Genomic DNA, 17062 nt, shown 5'->3' with positions numbered 1-17062 from the left:
CCTCACTCCACCAGCGACTTGAAGACGGCGTCCGACGCGTCCTTGTAGAACTCGATGTTGATCTTGGTCCACAGCTCGTCGGGGAGGTCGTTGAGCTGGCGCCGGGCCGCGACGGGCATGAGGAGCGTCTGCGCCTGCTTGTCGACCGCCAGCTCCGCAATCCTCACCGCGTTGGGGATCATCTCGATGGAGCCGCCGAGGTTCAGCGCACCGACGACGATGGTTCCGCCGCGCGTGTTGCGCCCGAGAAGCGCGCCGCAGAGGGCGACGAGCACCGGGACGCCGAGGCCCGCGCCGGCCTTGTCGGCGTCGAGTGCACGCATCTGGATCGAGAACTCGTGCTCGCGTGGGTTGCGGTCGCCGACGAGCTCCTTGGCGCGCGTGTAGAGGTTCTGCTCGCCGACCTTCACGCTCTCGCGGAACGCGGGTGGCGTCGGCTGGTTGAGCACCTTCACGCCTGCGCCTGGTCCGCTGGCGACCTCGAGGCGGTAGAGGCCCGGGCCAGCGTCAGGGCTGGCGGGGCTCACTGCCCAGACCTGGCCGGGCGGGAGCGGATCGCTCTCGATGGCCTCGTCGCTGTGCAGCTCGGGCGTCGAGACGAACTGCTCCACGCCTTCGGGACCGACGATGTAGCTGAAGTGCGTGTTGCGGAACTCGCTCTTGAAGCAGCGCTTCTGCTGCTCCTTCACGCGCCGCCGCGATTCGAGGGCGACGCGCACGATCCACTCGAGGTCCTCGTCAGGTACGGGCGCTTCGGGATCGGGGAAGAGCAGCTTGGTCAGCCCGCTCACCGTCTTGTTCACCGCCTCGATGTCGCGGCCGGAGAGCGCGCCGCCGAGGTGCACGCGCCCTTGCATCACCGAAACGCGGTTGCCCGAACGCAGCTTGCTCCAACACTCGCTGAGGAAGTCGCTCACCAACCCGAAGTGGTCGGTGAAGTGGTCGTTGGGGTTGAGCTTCGGGAAGTCCCACCCGGGCACGAAGGCGTGCAGGCGGTCCATGAACGCCGTGTCGTTGCGCATCTCCGGCGGCAACGGGCTGAGCAGGTGCGCCACGCGCTGCTGCTGCTCGACGTCCACGTCGAAGTTGCCGACCATGACGATGCCACCTTCGGCGCGGATGTTCTCCTTGCCCCGGCTGAACTGCCCCGAGGCCATGTAGCCCTTCATGATGTTGACGCCGTCCTTCTGGTCGAAGGAGACGCCCGACACCTCGTCGAAGCAGACGACGTCGTACTGGCACACGAGCCCGCGCTGGCCGCTCGCGTTGTTCACGAACATCTTGGCGACCGTCGCCTTGCCGCCCGAGATGAGGTGCGCGTAGGGCGAGATCTGCTGGAAGAGGTGGCTCTTTCCGGTGCCGCGCGGACCGAGCTCGACGAGGTTGTAGTTGCGCTCGACGAACGGGACCATGCGCAGGATGGCGACGCGCTTCGCGCGCTCGGAGAACGAGGCAGCCTCGAGGCCAATCGAACGAATCAGGAAGTCGATCCACTCCTGCGTCGTGAACGAGCGGCGCGCCTTGGCCAGCACATCGAGCACGTCCGACTTCGACATCTGGATCGGGCGCATCGACTCGATGGAGAACGGGCGGCCTCCCTGCTCCTGCGCGGCGACGCCGTCGTAGGCGAGCGTGACCTCGGCGTAGAAGCCGTCGGTCAACATGCGTTCGTTCTCGCGCACGAGCTGGTCGTCGATGAGCACGTCGCGCAGCGCGAGGCTCGGAAGCTCGGCGAGGAAGCGGTCGTTCTTCGCGTCCAGGCGCGCCTTGATGATGTCGATGAGCTTGACGCTGCCGCTGTCCTTCGCGCGCGCCTTGAACAGCTCCTCTTCACCCGTGCGCACCGTGCGGTCGCGGAGCTGCTTCTCGACGATCTGGAGTCCCTCCGCGATCTCCTTCTCGTCGGTGCTGGCGCAGTAGCGGCCGAGGAGGAACTCGACCACGTAGGTCGGCACCGGGTACTGGCGCGCGTACTTGCGAACGAGGTCCTTGCGAACGAGGTAGCCGTCGAAGACCGCAGCCGCCTGCTGATCGAGATGGTCGAGGGTCATGGTCATGATGCTTCTCCGACGGTCGTCGTCTTGCGGTCGAGCACGTTGCCGGCGCCATCGACAACGACGATCGTGGCGGCGTGGCCCTCGTGAGCGTCATCGGCCACTGCGAGGCTCGCTTCGCCGGCTGGGCCAACCTCCTTGGACGACGCGGCGATGCTCGTGTTCGCCTGTTTCCAGTTGGTACGCAGGTCGACGCGCACGGTGGGATCGTTCGTCGTGACCGACACGCGGCAGCGCATGCCGCGCCAAGTGATGGCGGTGATCAACGCGGAGGTGCCGCCGCCGCCACGCTCGACGATGAGCTCGGGGACGATGCACTCCTGCGGGCTGATGCCGCCGTGCGAGTACTCGGTGTTCGGGGCAAAACTCCCGACTCCCGGCGGCGACGCGATGCGGACGTGCGTGTTCCAGTGCCACGCGTGGACGGGCACGGACGGCTTCGCGTCGCCCTTCACCGTGGCCGCGCGCGACCACTTCGTCGTCGTGAGATGCGAGGGAACCGCGACGTGCGGGAGGCCACCGGGCATGAGCAGCCAGCCGTGGTCCGTCACAATGCGGAGCCGCGTCCAGCCGGCGTCGATGAGACCGGTCACCTGGTCGAGGAGCATCTCGAGCTCGTTGTCGATCTGCCCGGCGAGGCGCGCACCGAGCTTGTGCCCGAGCTCGTCGAGCTTCCCCGTCTCCAGCCATCCGCCCGTCGTCCCTTGCTTCGGCGGGCGGATGTCCTCGCCAAGCAGATCAATTCCTCGTCCCGCCATGTCGTCGCGCAGCCGCTGCGCGGTCGCGGCTTGGGGGCTGTTCTTGAAACGAGGGTTGAAGTCGACGATGTCCTCGCCGCCTTCGAGCTTGTCGTGAGAGAGCGTCGCAAACGGCTTCGCCGTGGAGGTGACCGTGGGCAGCGGTGCGAGGCGGTGATTCAGTCGCACGCGATAGCCCTTCGCTTCGAGCCGCTCGGCCAGCATGCCGGCGACGTCGTAGCGGAGGCCGTCGGCGAACATGAGGCACGCGTCCTTCTCGTGCTGGCTCCCCGTGACCTTTGCGCGCACGGCGTTTTCCGCGCCGTCGATGAGGCCCTGGAAGTGGCGCGCGGAGGCATCGAGCCACGGGAGGTAGAGCGCGCGCACGACGTTCTGGATGAGCGCCATATCAGCGGGCTGCTTCACCGAGGCGAGGGCTTCGAGCGCAGCGCGGTCGCAACGCCAGCCGTCGTTCACGTAGGCGGTGACCGCGGCGTCGATGGTGGCGCCGCCCAGCGTGTTGGCCGCCGCCGCGGCGAGCTTCGCCAGAGGCGCGAGGGCACAGGCCAGCGGGCTCTCACCGAGCTCGGCCCAGACCCACTCGCGCCGCTTGCCGTGCGCGGCTTCGAGTGCGGCCACCTCCGCGAGCGCAGTGGCGTGGGGCTTGTTCGCGAGCGCCTCGAGGCCCGCACGTAGCGCCTGTTCGGACTTGGAGTTGCCGCCCGCATCGCGCTCGCTCCCGCGATAGAGGAGCGGCGTGGCGGTGTCGCGCAGGAGCTTGGCGACGTCGGGATAGAGCTTCGGAGCCTCCTTGAAGCGCTGCCAGACGTTCGCCCACTTGCCGCTACCCTCCACCAGCGCGTTCGCCGCGTCGGCGGGTGACTTCTTGTCCGGGTCGAACTTGAAGTCCGAGTTGCACACGCCGCAGAACGCCTTCCAGCGGGCTTCGCCCTCGGTCTTGCGAAGCCCATCGCCGATGCCCATCCAGCGCAGGAGGTCGCGGGTGGGATCGCTGACGGCGAGGCGATCGAAGTCGTCGGCTTCGAGGCGATGGCCGCGAAGTCCGTCGAGCGGCATCTCGGCGAGGAGCGGCAGGCTGCGTTGCGCGGCCTCGCGGGTCTTGGCGTCCTGGGCCACGTCGAGCTGGAGCCCGTCCTCGGAGACGAGGAAGGCCTCGACGGTCCAGTCCCGCCCGTTCTTCTGGTGCCAGACGCGGCCTCGGTACTGGAGCTCGACGACTGGCTGCAGCTCACGCGGGCACTCGTCGCCTGCGCGCAACGACTGACGTGCCACGCCGGGCAGGTAGAGGATCGGCACGACGCCGGGCTCGAGCGCGACGTCTTCCAGAACGCGGTCGACCACGCAGCGCAGCCAGATGGCCGGTCCCGTGCGCTTGGCGGCGTCGTAGGTGCCGAGCACGAACAGGTGCGGCAGTGCGGTCTGCAGGCGCGCGACGAGGGCCGCCCACTGCTTATCGGCGTCGGCCCAGAGCAGCGCAGCCGGCGCGGCCTCGCCCTCGCCGCTGCGCAGCGCGTGAAGAAAGGACTTCTCGAGCTGGTCGAGGAGCCCCTTCGCGTGCGGCGGGGGGCTGGTGCTGCGACGGCGAGAGGTCGAGGAGGTCACGACTTGCCTCCCTTGGCGCGCGCACGCGCGGCGAGCTTCGCGGCGCGCGTGTAGTGGAGGTCGTTCCAGCGAACGCCGTCGAACTCCTTGCTTCCGAAGAAGTCCGAAGATTGCCCGTCCCATGACCACAGCCACGGGAAACTTTCCTTGTCCCTTTGAGATTCATTCCCCTTGTCACGTCCCCAGCGCACAGCGAGAGCGACTCGTAGAATGCATGCGTCCTTCGCTCGCGCCCCCAGTGGCCTCGCCGTCACAAACGGGCGCAGGTTCACGCGCACGCCATCGTCCATGTCCGGTTCCCAGCCCACGGGCTGCTGGTGCAGCGGCTTCCAGCGGACGAAGAGGTCGTAGGGTGGTTCGCCTTCGAGGATCTTCTCCAGCTCGCGCTTCAGGTGCTCGGCGGCGGCGACGCGCCCGTCGGCGCCCTCGACGCCCTCGACGCCCGCCTTCTGATCCGCGCGCTGCCGATCTAGCCAGTCGCCGAGGTAGGTGTGCGTGAGCTTGTCGAGGATGCGGCGCCCTTCTCCGTTCGGGGCCGCGAGCTGGTGGTAGTTCACGAGCGCGGAGAAGCCGTCTTTGCGACCGTCCCAGATCTGCCAGACGAAGGGCCGCTGTTGAAAGAGCGTGCAGTGCTGCTCGAAGAAGCCGTCGCGAAGCCAGTCCTCAATCGATCTGCCCGTGAAGTTCGCTTCGGCGAGTAGCTCGTTCAGCTTCTGCGCGGACCACTCTGCTCCGAAGGCATCGGAGAGGAGCGCTCGCACCCGCTCCGCAGCAGCCGCCTCCCCACGTAGCGACGGCAGGCAAACGATGCCGTCCTCGTCGGCGTGGCGAGAAATAGCGTCCTGGTGAATCGGGTCTGCATCGGGGAACGCAGCGCCTCGCATGCGAGGCCACTCGTACCCGACGAGGCGCGCGACAGCGACTTGCAGTGTTGAACGAGAGCCTCGCGGATGTCCGTCATGAAGCCACTGTGTCGGGTCGTCAGTTGATGGCTTGGGAAGCCCAAGAGGAAACCTCGCGGCGGCTTCCTGCTTCCAGCGCTCCAGTTCGAACGGCACCTTAACGAGCGTGCCGTTCGCCACGATGACCTTTCGGTCCAGAAGGCGAACCTTCGCAGCGAACTCGTCGCTCGTCACGTAGCACCACATCGCGGGAATCAGCTTCTCGTCTTGAGGAACAAGGGCTGCTACCGACTTGTCGTGCTTCTCTCCGGTGTACAGCGTGCAGCGAAGCTCACTCGAAAGACTCACGACGATGCCGCGACGTCCCCATGCCTGCTGGCCACTCTGATCTTGGTTATGAATCTGATCGCGATCGGCCTGAGTCATGCCGCGCACGCGGTTGATGCTTGCGTCCCAAGCCACGACGTGTTCACGCCCAGTCCAGGGCCTGGTCTCCTCGACACTGCCCTGTTGATACGCCCACCGTGCGTCGGGCCCCGGCAGCTCCCAAAACTGCCGTCCGTAGCGAGAGTAGTCGCCGGTACCCAGCCCGAGGAACGAGGCTGCACAGCGTCCGAGAAGCGGCAGGGAGTCGTGACGTTCTAGGGTCAGCCGTGCATCTGGATTTGCAAGCTGGTCCTTTTGCGCGACCAGAAACACGGGATCGGCCTGAATGGCCGAGGCCTTGTCCTTCGGCTCGCGCCGCTCTGCGGCGTCGAACGCCATGAGAGTATCCTCAGTCACCGGTGCTCGAAGCTCGACACCTGCGAGCACAACATTGACGACTTCGCCGCCAATCGTCTCAAACGCTCGAGGACCTAGCGCGGCGAGGAACGCCACTCGCGACTCGCGAAGCAGGTTCTCTCGAAAGCGCTTGTAGCTCTTGAGGAACATCCAGTTCCGCGGTGCGACGATCGCTGCCGCACCGCCGTCTTCGGTGAACTTAGCGATCCGCTCAATGAAGCACGTCGCCAGATCAGCCTTGGCTGCCGAATGAAAGCGCTCGCAGTATTCGGCGAGCTGCGGCACCTGATCTCCACGGCCAAGGTACGGCACGTTCGTGGCTACCAACGTGTAGTGCTCTGCGAGGAGCGATGCCGCCTTGGCGATCCCCTGCGCGACGACCGCCAGCTCTGCGTCGTCCGACTCCTCAGACGCAAGCGCCGACGAGAGTAGCCCACGGATCTTGTCAAAGTTCGCGACGAACAATTCACCGCCGACGCGACTCGGGTCGATGAGCGAACCGAGCGTCGGCGCCTGGCGGAACAGCTCGTAGAGCTGCTTCATCGCGTTCTCGGCCGAAGCGTCGCCTGCCGCCAAAGCCGTCCACGCGGAGACCGGAGCATTGATGCCGAGCCCCGCACACGCGAGGTTCAGCGCGGGCAGCGGCCGGTAACCCGCGAGCTTCCACGCCGTGAGCCCGACGTTGAACGCGGCGATCTGCGTGCAGCGCGGGTCGAGCTCGAGGCCGAAGAGGTTGTCGCGCAGCACGGCGTCGACAGCCTCTGCGACCGAGAGCTTCTCCTCCTCGCGTCGGAGCGCCACCAGCATTGGCAATGCGAACGCGAGGAAGTGCCCGCTGCCCATGCACGGGTCGAGCACGGTGAGGTCCTTCGCGGCCGTCGGCCAGCCTGGGAACGTGCCGGCAGCGGGCCGCCAGACGTCGCCCTCGCGCACGAAGCGGAGGAAGTTCCACTCGATGCCCTGCACCGCACACGCGGCGCGAAGCTCGTCTTCCGACGTGGCCGAGCGCGCGAGCTCGGGCTTCGCCGTCAGCACCTTGCCCGCCCACCACGCGCCTAGCGTGTTGTGCAGCAGGAAGAGGACCATGTAGTCCTCGGTGAAGAGCTGCGTCACCGCCGGCAGCTCTTCGGAGCCAATCTTGTTCGCAGACGCGTTGACGGTGTCTTTCTGCTCGGCCTGCCAGAACTGGTAGACCCAGCCGAGGCTGTCGTCGGCGATGAAGACCTCGCGCGGCAAGCCTTCGAGGATGGCCTCCAGTTCCTGCCGCTTCTCGGGCGGCAGCGCCACCTCGAGCACCGGGTCGCCCGCGCGGAAGATCTGCGGGAGCATGCGCTGCGCGAAGTCGCTCGCGAGCACCAGCCAGTCCTTGCTCTGCTCGCGCGCCAGCTCCCGGCACTCGTCGAGCGAGAGCGCCATGCCCGACTCGGGCTCGACGAGCAGATCGTTCTCGGCGAGGAAGCGCGCGAACAAGAGGCGATGCCAGTGCTCGTACGCGCACTCGCCGGCGAGCCGGTCGATGCTCTGCGTGCCCTTCTTCTCGTCGAGCTTGTCGCCGAGCTGGCGACCGTGCGCGCGCAGCCGATTGCGCAGCTTGCGCTGGTCGGGCGAGAGCGCCGACCACGGCTCGTGGTGGCCCACGGCGAGCTGCTCAACGGCCTGTCGCGCGCCGGCCTCCGCCACGCGGCGGGCCTTCTTCACGGCGTTCTCGAGCTCTCTTCGGAGGTTGCGGTCGAGCGATGCCATCTGGATTCCTCAGCTCACGAGCACGGGGCCATCCTTGATGGCGACGACGAGGGACTTCTTCTGCCGCTCGAGCCAGGCGTCGACGTCGGCCTCGGTGGTCAGGGTCGAGCGCTCGATGGAGATGGCGCGCACCTTCGGCTCGAGCAGCTTGGCGGCCTGCTCCAGCGCCTTCTGCACGCGGCCCGGAACGGCATCGGCCTCGGCACGACGCGACGACAGCGACTTCGTGTCGAGCGCCGACGCCAGCGCTTCATCACTCGGCACCGACAACTGCCCGGCGGGCGTGAGGCCAACGCTCGCGAAGATCGCCAGGCGCTCGGAGTCCGAGAGACTCTGCCAGACCGAGCTCGCCTTCAGCGCGGTCAGTCCCTTGCCGAGCTCGGTCTCGTATGCGGCGTGGGTCTCGAGCAGCGCCTTGCGAAGCGCGTCGGCGAGGCCGGAGCGAAGCGGCGCCACGGGATCAGTCGGCGCGAGCAAAAGCCGCTGCGCGCATACTGCCTCGACCTGCTTCAAGAGGTCCTCGGCTGCTGCGAGGCCCTGCGCGTGCTTCACGAGCCGTCCGACGAGCGCCCACGTGGGCACGCGCGCGTCAACGAGCTTCTTGGTGGCGGTCCAGTCGGCGATGCGCTTCTCGAAGGCCTGCGCGTTGTCGCGGATGCCCGCGAGCTGGTCGTTGCCTACGCGCGCGCGGATATCCTCGATGTCGGTGACCGATGCGGGTGCGGGCAGCGGTGCATCACCGCCGGTCGCACGGCCGAGGGCGGCGAGCTGCTCGAGGAAGACAGGAGCCTTCGCCAGCTCCTCCCCCGCCTTGCAGCCCACGCCGAGCGCCTGGAACACCTTACGGATGGCGAGCTTCTCGGTGACCGAGAGCGTGATCTTCTCGACGCGGAACTCGGCCTTCGAGATCTTGTTCTGGTCGAGCTGCCCCGGCGCGAGCACCGCACCGTTCAGCGTGGCCGAGACGTGCTGCGTGCGGTGCAGCGCAATGAGGGCCGCGTCGATGGCGTCCTGCGGCCAGCCATAGGGGCTCGCGCGCAGCACCTTGCGGACATCGATGCCGACCTTGCCAGAGCCGATGATCGAGAGCACGGCCTTGCAGACTGGGTGTTCTTCCGTCGCGACGGTGTGGCCCACGGGCTGGAGCGGCTGGTCCGCGCCTTCCTTCGCGCGCTTGATGACCGTCTCCCACGCGGCGTGGTCGGCCTCCTTGAACCGCGGGAAGAGCCGCACGAGCGCGGCGTTGATTGCCTCGCGAACGCGCTCCTCGAGCGTGGCCTGCAGCAGTTCGGAGCCGCCGCCCTGGAACACCTTGGCGTTGGCGACCACCTGCTTGATGAGCTCGTCACGCTGGCGGACAGCGGCGTTGCGGCGGCTCTCCATGCTGTGCTTCGCCTCTTCGCCCTCGCGGGTCGTGGGCGTGCCCTTGGCGTCGATGGTCTGCTGCGCCGCCTCGGCGTCGACGATCAGCTTACGCAGCTCGTCAGCCGCCTGGCGCGGCAGGAAGACGAAGACCGTGGGGCTGTCGGTGCCCGCCGCACGCGCGGCATCGAGCAGCTCCTTCTCGCTGGCGGACCAGCCGTCGCGAATCCACAGCGGCACGCTCTCGCCGTTGCCGGCGGGCGGCGTCTGGTCACGCGAGACGACGACCTGGCGGGCCTCCTTCGCGGCGCCCTGCACGACCTTTACCGTGCGGATGACGCGATCAGCTTCAGCGTAGATCTGCTGGTCACGACGGATCTGGATGTCGGCGTCGTCGTTGGCGAGCTTGCCCTGGCGGCGGCGGAACTCGGCGTCCCACTCGGCGCCCTCCTTGGTCTGGAGACGGTACTCGTCACCGACCTTCATCAACGCGCCGCTCGACGCCAGCTCCTCGAGCAGCGTCTCGACGGTGCTGCGCAGCTTGCCGTTGTCGGCGAGAAGGTCGTCGACGAGCAGATCGGCGATGTGCTCCTTCGAGGCACGCACGCCGATGTCGGAGCCTGCCTCGCGCGGCAGCCGGCTGATGAGGAACACGAGCCCGCAGATCCGCCGCGCGAGCTTGCCCTTGTCGGATCCGTCCTTCGAGAGATTGATGATCCGCTCGTTGATCTCGCGAAGCAGCACGCCCGTGTTGACCATCTCCGGGGCGAGCGCCTCGAACAAGTCATCGCCCGGAATGGTCGCACCGAGACCACGGTCCGAGAGCCGCGCGACGGCGTCGTGGATGATGCGGAGCTGCGAGCGGAGCTGGCTGTGCGTTCCGGCCGCGTCGACCGCGCGGAAGCAGTGCTCCCAGAAGCGGCGCCGCACCGGCAAGAGCGGGTAGTCGTCGACGATGACATCGCGGTCCTGCGCGCTCTCACCGATGCGCGTGCCCTGGAGCTGGCGCGAAACCTCGCCGCCGTGCTTCTCCAAGAAGTCCTTCACCGTCGAGATCGATGCGGCCTTCTTCTGCAAGAGCACCTTGCGAATGACGGCCTCGACGTCCTGGTCGGAGAGCTGGACGCGGATGGTGTAGCGGTCGGTCAGCTTCTGCAGCTTAGGCGTTGCGGTGAGCGCGCTCTGGCCCGAGGCGACGACGAGCACGTGGCTATCGAGCTGCTTCGAAAGCGCTTCGGTGACCTCGGTGACGAGGGTGGAGCGGTCGTTGGAATCGCCGATGTACTGCTGTACCTCGTCGAGGACGAGCAGCGTGCAGGGCGTACGTCCGTCCCGGCCGACGAGCTTCAGCACGCGCTTGATGGCGGTGAGGAACTCCTCGGTCGTGATGTCGGTGCTACGCGGCGGGAACTGCGCCTTCAACGTGTTGCGCGCCTCTGCCTCGGTGGACGCGAAGCCCGGGTCGCACGTGAGAAGCGCGTTGGCGATGTGCTTGCTGACGTAGAGGTTGTTCAGCTCGGACGGCCACTGCTTCCCCGCGCCTTCGACAGCGCCCTTCACCTTGTCGAACCAGCCCTGGTCGTGGAGCCACAGGCAGAACTGCGCCTGCGGGTACTGGTCGGGCAGGCCGACGCCGCGCAGGAGCACCGCGAGGATCGTCAGGCGAACGTGATCGGTAGTGCCGCTCGGGAGGGCGCCGGCCGCCGCGAGCAGACCGCCCGCGCGCTTGCCCGCGGTGTCGAGCTCGCGGAGCAGCTCACGCAGCTCGTCCGGCATCGACGGCACGAGGCTGCGCGCCGTGGCGCCGTCGGGGAACTTGGTGTCCTGCCAGAGGTGGCAGGCCATCTTCAGCAGGTGAGACTTGCCGCTGCCGAAGAACCCGCTGACCCACGCGGCCTTCTGGCTCGTCGACGTGAGGTTCGCGAGGAACGACTTCAGGATCTTGATGATGCCTTCGGCGTACTGGCCCTCGCACACGAAGGTGGAGAGCTCGCCACGCAGCTCCTCGAACACCTTCTCGTTCGACTTGTCGGCGATGCGCGCCTGGCCCTGGTTGACTAGCGGATGGGTGGAAGGGTCTCGCTGAAGGACGTCTTTGATTTTCATGCTGCACCGCCGGCGCTGTGGATAGAGATCGGGACCGCCATGTAGTTCCAGCCGTCACGAGCATCGAGCAGCCGGTAGTTGTTCTGCTCGAGCGTGCCAGGGAAGAACACGACGAGGCGCCCACGCACGTCGCGCTCGACGCCCTTCAGCACCTCGGAGACATGGGTGAAGCCGTAGAGCGAGCCCGCGCCGAACACTGCGACGACGGAGGTCTCGGTCACGTCGGGCGACGTGAGCACCGCGCGAATGCGGCCGGCGACGTACTCGGGGAACTCGCCGGTGAGCTTCAACTGCAGGTCGTCGGGCGACTCGAAGTACGCGTCGCGGTACTCGTCAGCGGCGAGCCATGAGGCGAAGGCGTTGGTGAGGTCGACCTCGTGCCAGTCGTGGCCGGCGGCCTTGGTGCGCGTCTCGAACTCGCCCTTGCGAGCTCGGAGCACCCGCTCGAGCTCTTTGTCGTAGGCCACCATGACCACCCGCTGCGCCCCCGCGACGGTGCGCTGCCAGGGCGTTGCGATGTGCTGGCCGTAGAGATCTGCGAGGTCTTCGAGTCGCGCCATGCGGTCACTTCCTCCCGAGTCCTGGGTCGAGCCGGTCGAGCCCGAACTCGACGACGTCCCCTGCGGTGCGCAGGTCGATGAGCCCGATGCGCTTGGCTTCGAGCGCCAGCGTACGAGCAGAGGTGGCCGTGCAGTCGAGCGCTGCGATCCACCCCGTGGTGAGGAGTTCCTCGCCGCGGAAGCCAGCGGCGTTGCCGAGCCACAGCGCGAAGGCGACCGCCGTGGGCGGCGCGCTCACGCACTGGCGGTGCTTGAAGGTGCGGCCGGTGAGGTGGCCGGTCTGCGTCCAGGAGCTGGAGACGTTGCGCACGACCTTGTCGAGCGTGTCGTCGTTCATGCGCTCGCCGACCAGCTTGCGAAGCGCCTCGCGAATGGGTGCTCGCTGGATCTCGATGCCGGCGTGCTGCGAGAGGACCGGGCCGGCCGACGCCATGAAGAGCGGATCGCGCGCGAGTGCGGCGAGCATGGCGAGGAGCGGGCGCGCATTCGGGTCTACGTCCCAGAGCCCACGCAGCACGCGGAACACGACGACGAAGGGATCGAGCGCGTAGAGTTCGCCGAGGCGCTGGTTGGACAGGCGGCGAGTCGAAGCGGTGGGCTTCTCAAGGCAGTTGCCCTCGATGATGGCCGCCGCATAGGCGGCGCGGTCGGCGGCGCCCGGAGCAGCAGCGAGGACGGCCTCGAGCTCGGTGAGCATGAGGGTCCGACTTGAGTGGGTGCCCTTGTCGCCGAAGCGGAAGCCGAGCTTCGCCGCACCCGCAGGCAGCCCTGCCGGTGGGAAGAACTCGATCGCTTTGACCTCTGCAAGGGACATGGTGAACCCGCCGGCAAACTTGCCGGCACTGAAAGTGACAGAGTGGTGTTCTGATGTCAAGACATGCCTCCAAGCTCGCCGGCAAGTTTGCCGGCGAGAACTTAAAGAGTGTGACGCGGCCTGTCATGGCAAGCCGAGCGCGCCTGAAATCGTGAGGAGTTACCCGCGTGAGGCGCCGCTCAGCTTCGCCCACGCCGCCCGCTGCTCGGCCCACGTCCCCGCGTGGGCCACCGCCCGGAGGGTACGCTCGGCCATCGGCTCTGCGCCGTCCACGGCTTCGAGGGCGAGCACGGCGTCGTGGAGATCAGGCGCCAGAAGCAAGAGGTCGAGGAGCTGGGTCACCCGCGCCCGCGTGAGCCCCAGCTTCCGGGCCACGTCGGCCCGGTCGGCGACGGCGCCCCGGTCGATGGCGGCCTGCAGGTGGTGCGCGAGGGCAAGCTGCTGGGCGACCTTGGCCGGCCGGCGCACGGGCTCGGGCTTCGCGGGCGGTGGCGTCGCGGCGAGCGTGACGCTCCGGCCCTTGCGGCGGAAGAGCGGCTTCTCGATGACGTGGAACTCGTCGCCCTCGGCGTCCGTGTTCTTCCTCGCGGAGTTCCCCGTGCTCTGGGCGTCGGTCATGCGGCCTCCTTCGCGCTCGCGGCGACATCGAAGTTCACCAGCTCGACGCGGCACATCCCGGTCCCCTCGTCGACGCTGACCTTGGCGACGAGCGCGCGCAGCAGGCGCCCCTGGTTCTCGGGCGTCATGTCGCCCCACACCTTGCCGAGGTTGCGAAGCGCCCCGACGAACCACTCCCGCTGGCTCTCCACCAGCTCGAGGTTCAGGGCGTCATCCTCGAGCGCGCGAAGCTTGCGCTCGCAGTCGTCGAGTCGCGCAGCTTCGTCGCGCAGCTTGGCCTCGACGAGCTCGCGCGCGCGCCCCTCGAGCCGCACCACTTCGTCGGTCAGCTTCGACGCGGCGGCCGAGGCATCGGCGATGTGCGCCGACAGCGCCTTGCGCACCTCGACGAAGGTCGAGCGCTCCTTCGCGACGCGCGCCGCCAGCTTGGCGTGGATGCGCTCGGCCAGCGTGCCGTCGGCGGTCGCCTCCATGAGGCGCTCCACGACGAAGTCCTCGAGGGCGAGCGCGGGCAGCGGCCTCGCGGAGCACCGGTCCGTGCCGTACTTGTCGCGCGTCGAGCATCTGTAAAATCGGTACGTCTTCCCGCTCTTCTTCGTCGTCGAGCCCGGGCACATCGCCTCGCCGCAGAGCCCGCAGCGCAGGAGCCCGCGCAGCACGTACTCGGGGTTTGTGCCGGTCACGCGGAGCTCGCGGCCCGCCATGCCGAGGAGCTTCTGAGCCTGGCGGTAGGTGACGTCGTCGATGAGCCGAGGATGCTCGCCCTCGTACAGCTCCTCGCCGTACATCATGCGCCCCGCGTAGAGGGGGCTCCGCAGCACGCGCGCGATGCTGTCCTTGCTCCAGAGCGGGCTGCCCTTGCGCCCATGCTTCGAGGCACGCGGCAGGAGTCCGCGCTTGTTCAGCTCGCGGGCGACGATGGCCATCTGGCGGTGCGCGAGGAAGAGCGTGAAGGCCTCGCGCACCACGTGGGCCTCGGCCTCGTTCACGACGAGCTTCTTGTCCTTCGCCGAGTAGCCGAAGGGCACGGGTCCACCCGTCCACTTCCCCTTGCGGCGCGCACCGGCGATCTTGTCGCGCGTCCGCTCGCTGATCATTTCCCGTTCGAACTCAGCGAAGGACATCAACATGTTCATCGTCAGCCGACCCATGGCGTCGGCCGTCGAGAAGTTCTGCGTGATGGAGACGAAGGACGCGCCCGCGGTGCTGAGGCGCTCCATTACCTTCACGAAGTCGAGCAGCGAGCGCGAGAGCCGGTCCACCTTGTAGACGACGATGACGTCGACCTTTCCGGCGTCGACGTCGGCCAGCAGCCGCTGGAACGCGGGGCGGTCGATGTTCGCGCCGGTGAAGCCGCCGTCGTCGTAGCGCTCGTCGACGAGCGTCCAGCCCTGCTGCCGCTCGATGTACGCGAGGCACGCCTCGCGCTGGGCATCGAGGGAGTTGAACTCCTGCTCGAGGCCCATCGTCGTCGACTTGCGCGTGTAGATGGCGCAGCGCTTCGTCTCCGGTGCCGGCGCGCTCGCTCGCTGGCGCTGCTTGGTCATCGCGGCTCCTTCGACGGTTCCGGCGTGGGCTCGCCCTCGTCGGGCTTTGCGGCGTCGCGCTCGACGACGGCGAGGAGCCGCTCGAGGTTCGCGTTGAGCCGCGCGAGCTCCCGCACGAGCGACGGCATCGTCGACTCGTAGAAGCGGTGGCCCATCTGCGTGCGGAAGAAGTCGCTCATGCCGCGGACTCCTCGCGCGCCGACTCGCCGCGCTTCTTGAGCCCGAAGAAGAGGAACCCGTTCCAGCGCGTGCCGGCGATCTCCGTGGCGATGGCAGACAGCGACTTGTACCGCTGCCCCGCGTACTCGAAGCCCTCCGCGCAGACCGTCACCTCGTGGGCCTTGCCGTCGAAGACGCGGCGCAGGACGGTGCCTACGGGCGGCACGCGCGGGTCCCGCGGCTCGGTCGGCTGCACCACCTGCAGCGCCTCCGTCGGCGCGGGCGCGTCGCTCGCGGCGTGGCCCTGGCTCCGACGCATGCGCCAACGCTCCGGCATCTGGTCGCCGAGCTGGTGGATGCGCGCGAGCGCGCCCTGCGAGAGCCCGCCCTCGGCCAGCTCCTGGATGCGCCATGCGAGGCGCTTCTTCAGGTAGTCCTTGTTCCGCGTGCGCGTCGGCTCGCCGTAGAGCTCGCGCCACTTCTCGGCGAGCTGGCCGACGCTCATCGTCTCGAGCGCCGCGAGCTGGGTGGGGACGTCATCGAGCTCGCGCATCGCGGCTCGGGCTCTGGCGGTCGTCTTGTTGGTCATCGTGCCTCCGTCGTTCGCGCGCGCACCGTGCTCGCGCGTCGTCGGCATGACGGCTTCTTCCCCGGTAGAAGACAAGGCGAGAGCCGGAGAGAGCGCGGACGTCACGACGCACCTCCGTGCGCGGCCGCGCGCCGGGCGCGCTGCTCCTTGCGCCACATGTCGAGGAGGGCCTCAGCGAGGATGTCGGCGGCCTCGTCGAGGCGGCGCTCGACGTCGGCGCGGCGCTCCTCGGCGCTCTCCGTGACGGCTAGAGCCGCGTGCGGCGGCGTCGTCGGGGTGGTCGCGTTCACGGGTGGGAAACGCGGGCCTGGCGCGTGCGGTGGGACAGGGAGATCGTCCAGCGAACGATTGCCCCCTTGACTGCCCCTACCTGTCTAGTATTTAGGCAACAGTACATCAGGCCCTACTGCTGAGGTGCTGAGCGAGGACACGTGAAGGAACGCTTTGGAGAACGCATCCGCCGCAAGAGGACTGAGCTGAAGCTCGGTCTCCGCGAGACAGCCACAAAGGTCGGCATCTCGCCCACGTACCTGTCGCGCATCGAGACGATGGAAGAGAAGAGCCAGCCAGCCGAGGACGTCATCCGCAAGCTGGCGACGCTGCTGAACGACGACTTCGACGAGCTGATGACGCTCGCGGGCCGCGTGTCCGAGGACGTCGAGAAGGTCATCAAGGCTGACCCCACGATGCCGGAGTTCCTGCGCACCGTCGGCGAGAAGAACATCTCCGGCGCGGACCTGATGAAGCTCCTCGACGCACAGCAGAAGAAGGGGAAACGGTGATGTCGACCAAGGTCCCGTTCCTCTCGGACGCGCAGATCGAGAGCGCCGCTCAGGAACTGCTGCGCCGGTACGCCAAGTGGAAAGGCGAGGCGCCTCGCCCGCCAATCCCGGTCGACGCGATCGCCGAGGGTGTCCTCGGGCTCAGCCTCGAGATGGGCGACCTCCGCACGAAGCTCGGCAAGCCCGACGTGCTCGGCGCGACGTGGCTCGACGACGCGCTGGTGGTCATCGACTCGTCGCTTGAGGGCAACGAGGGCCGCTACTGCTTCACCCTCAGTCACGAGCTCGGCCACTGGCAGCTCCACCGCCCGCTCCGCGAGATGGACAAGGTCACGTTCCCGCTCTTCTCGCGCGAGCCCGGTGCCAAGGCCACCGCCGCCATCGTCTGCCGCGACGGCCAGCGCGACCCGGCTGAGATCCAGGCCGACAAGTTCTCGGCGTTCCTGCTCATGCCCGCGAGCGACGTACGCGCGGCGGTGAAGCACGTGAGCGGCGGGCCGCTCGCCATCGACAACCTCCTCGCCCGCAAGAAGGCTGACGAGCGCATCTCCGAGCTGCGCGACTTCGCGTCCGAGGTCATCGCACACGGCGGCTTCACCAACGTGTCGAACCAGGCGATGCAGATCCGCCTGGAGACCCTGAAGCTCGTCGTCGACGGCGCGCAAGGACGGCTCTTCTGAAGT

The 17062-nt window shown here is 67.9% G+C and carries 13 protein-coding genes; 2 read left to right on the top strand and 11 right to left on the bottom strand.

Annotated elements, in window-relative coordinates:
• Positions 1-2: 2 nt before the first annotated feature.
• The 11 genes from brxL to KYK13_RS09885 form a co-directional block, all read right to left on the bottom strand.
• Positions 3-2057: a protease Lon-related BREX system protein BrxL gene (brxL, locus tag KYK13_RS09935; protein ID WP_223643833.1), complete on the bottom strand. Its 2055-nt coding sequence runs from the start codon at positions 2055-2057 to the stop codon at positions 3-5.
• The gene (gene pglZ, locus KYK13_RS09930) at positions 2054-4414 is read right to left on the bottom strand and encodes a BREX-1 system phosphatase PglZ type B (protein WP_223643832.1); all 2361 of its coding nucleotides are present in this window, start codon (positions 4412-4414) and stop codon (positions 2054-2056) included. The genes brxL and pglZ overlap by 4 nt, the downstream gene beginning before the upstream one ends.
• The gene (locus KYK13_RS09925) at positions 4411-7842 is read right to left on the bottom strand and encodes an N-6 DNA methylase (protein WP_223643831.1); all 3432 of its coding nucleotides are present in this window, start codon (positions 7840-7842) and stop codon (positions 4411-4413) included. Before KYK13_RS09925 ends, pglZ begins: the two co-directional genes overlap by 4 nt.
• Before the next feature lie 9 nt (positions 7843-7851).
• A complete protein-coding gene (gene brxC / locus KYK13_RS09920; RefSeq protein ID WP_223643830.1) occupies positions 7852-11310 on the bottom strand; it encodes a BREX system P-loop protein BrxC in 3459 nt (1152 codons plus the stop codon).
• Positions 11307-11870 (bottom strand): BREX protein BrxB domain-containing protein, encoded by a 564-nt coding sequence (locus KYK13_RS09915; RefSeq protein ID WP_223643829.1) that lies wholly within the window; start codon positions 11868-11870, stop codon positions 11307-11309. The genes brxC and KYK13_RS09915 overlap by 4 nt, the downstream gene beginning before the upstream one ends.
• A gap of 4 nt (positions 11871-11874) precedes the next feature.
• Positions 11875-12744, bottom strand: coding sequence for a hypothetical protein (locus KYK13_RS09910; RefSeq protein WP_223643828.1), 870 nt, complete (start codon positions 12742-12744; stop codon positions 11875-11877).
• A gap of 99 nt (positions 12745-12843) precedes the next feature.
• On the bottom strand, positions 12844-13302 hold the full coding sequence (locus KYK13_RS09905) for a hypothetical protein (protein ID WP_223643827.1): 459 nt from the start codon (positions 13300-13302) through the stop codon (positions 12844-12846).
• Positions 13299-14849, bottom strand: a complete 1551-nt coding sequence (locus KYK13_RS09900; protein WP_223643826.1) for a recombinase family protein — start codon at positions 14847-14849, stop codon at positions 13299-13301. The genes KYK13_RS09905 and KYK13_RS09900 overlap by 4 nt, the downstream gene beginning before the upstream one ends.
• Positions 14846-15028, bottom strand: coding sequence for a hypothetical protein (locus KYK13_RS09895; RefSeq protein ID WP_169824406.1), 183 nt, complete (start codon positions 15026-15028; stop codon positions 14846-14848). The genes KYK13_RS09900 and KYK13_RS09895 overlap by 4 nt, the downstream gene beginning before the upstream one ends.
• Positions 15025-15597, bottom strand: coding sequence for a DUF2924 domain-containing protein (locus tag KYK13_RS09890; RefSeq protein WP_223646577.1), 573 nt, complete (start codon positions 15595-15597; stop codon positions 15025-15027). The genes KYK13_RS09895 and KYK13_RS09890 overlap by 4 nt, the downstream gene beginning before the upstream one ends.
• A 101-nt stretch (positions 15598-15698) precedes the next feature.
• On the bottom strand, positions 15699-15887 hold the full coding sequence (locus KYK13_RS09885; RefSeq protein ID WP_223643825.1) for a hypothetical protein: 189 nt from the start codon (positions 15885-15887) through the stop codon (positions 15699-15701).
• Positions 15888-16028: 141 nt separating this feature from the next.
• Between KYK13_RS09885 and KYK13_RS09880 the strand changes: the two genes are divergently transcribed.
• Both KYK13_RS09880 and KYK13_RS09875 read left to right on the top strand, forming a co-directional pair.
• The gene (locus tag KYK13_RS09880) at positions 16029-16379 is read left to right on the top strand and encodes a helix-turn-helix domain-containing protein (protein WP_223643824.1); all 351 of its coding nucleotides are present in this window, start codon (positions 16029-16031) and stop codon (positions 16377-16379) included.
• Positions 16379-17059, top strand: coding sequence for an ImmA/IrrE family metallo-endopeptidase (locus KYK13_RS09875; protein ID WP_223643823.1), 681 nt, complete (start codon positions 16379-16381; stop codon positions 17057-17059). Before KYK13_RS09880 ends, KYK13_RS09875 begins: the two co-directional genes overlap by 1 nt.
• The last annotated feature ends 3 nt before the right edge of the window (positions 17060-17062 follow it).

It is taken from the genome of Corallococcus sp. EGB, from assembly GCF_019968905.1.
Taxonomy (GTDB): Bacteria; Myxococcota; Myxococcia; order Myxococcales; family Myxococcaceae; genus Corallococcus.
Note: the sequence above shows the minus strand (reverse complement) of the source record. Positions and strands in the feature narration are given on the sequence as shown.

Excerpts from the sequence above, each read along its gene's own strand:
- KYK13_RS09875 (WP_223643823.1), top strand. The coding sequence starts at position 16,379 with ATGTCGACCAAGGTCCCGTTCCTCTCGGACGCGCAGATCGAGAGCGCC.
- KYK13_RS09915 (WP_223643829.1), bottom strand. The coding sequence starts at position 11,870 with ATGGCGCGACTCGAAGACCTCGCAGATCTCTACGGCCAGCACATCGCA.
- brxL (WP_223643833.1), bottom strand. The coding sequence starts at position 2,057 with ATGACCATGACCCTCGACCATCTCGATCAGCAGGCGGCTGCGGTCTTC.
- brxC (WP_223643830.1), bottom strand. The coding sequence starts at position 11,310 with ATGAAAATCAAAGACGTCCTTCAGCGAGACCCTTCCACCCATCCGCTA.
- KYK13_RS09890 (WP_223646577.1), bottom strand. The coding sequence starts at position 15,597 with ATGACCAACAAGACGACCGCCAGAGCCCGAGCCGCGATGCGCGAGCTC.
- KYK13_RS09895 (WP_169824406.1), bottom strand. The coding sequence starts at position 15,028 with ATGAGCGACTTCTTCCGCACGCAGATGGGCCACCGCTTCTACGAGTCG.
- KYK13_RS09900 (WP_223643826.1), bottom strand. The coding sequence starts at position 14,849 with ATGACCAAGCAGCGCCAGCGAGCGAGCGCGCCGGCACCGGAGACGAAG.
- KYK13_RS09905 (WP_223643827.1), bottom strand. The coding sequence starts at position 13,302 with ATGACCGACGCCCAGAGCACGGGGAACTCCGCGAGGAAGAACACGGAC.
- KYK13_RS09925 (WP_223643831.1), bottom strand. The coding sequence starts at position 7,842 with ATGGCATCGCTCGACCGCAACCTCCGAAGAGAGCTCGAGAACGCCGTG.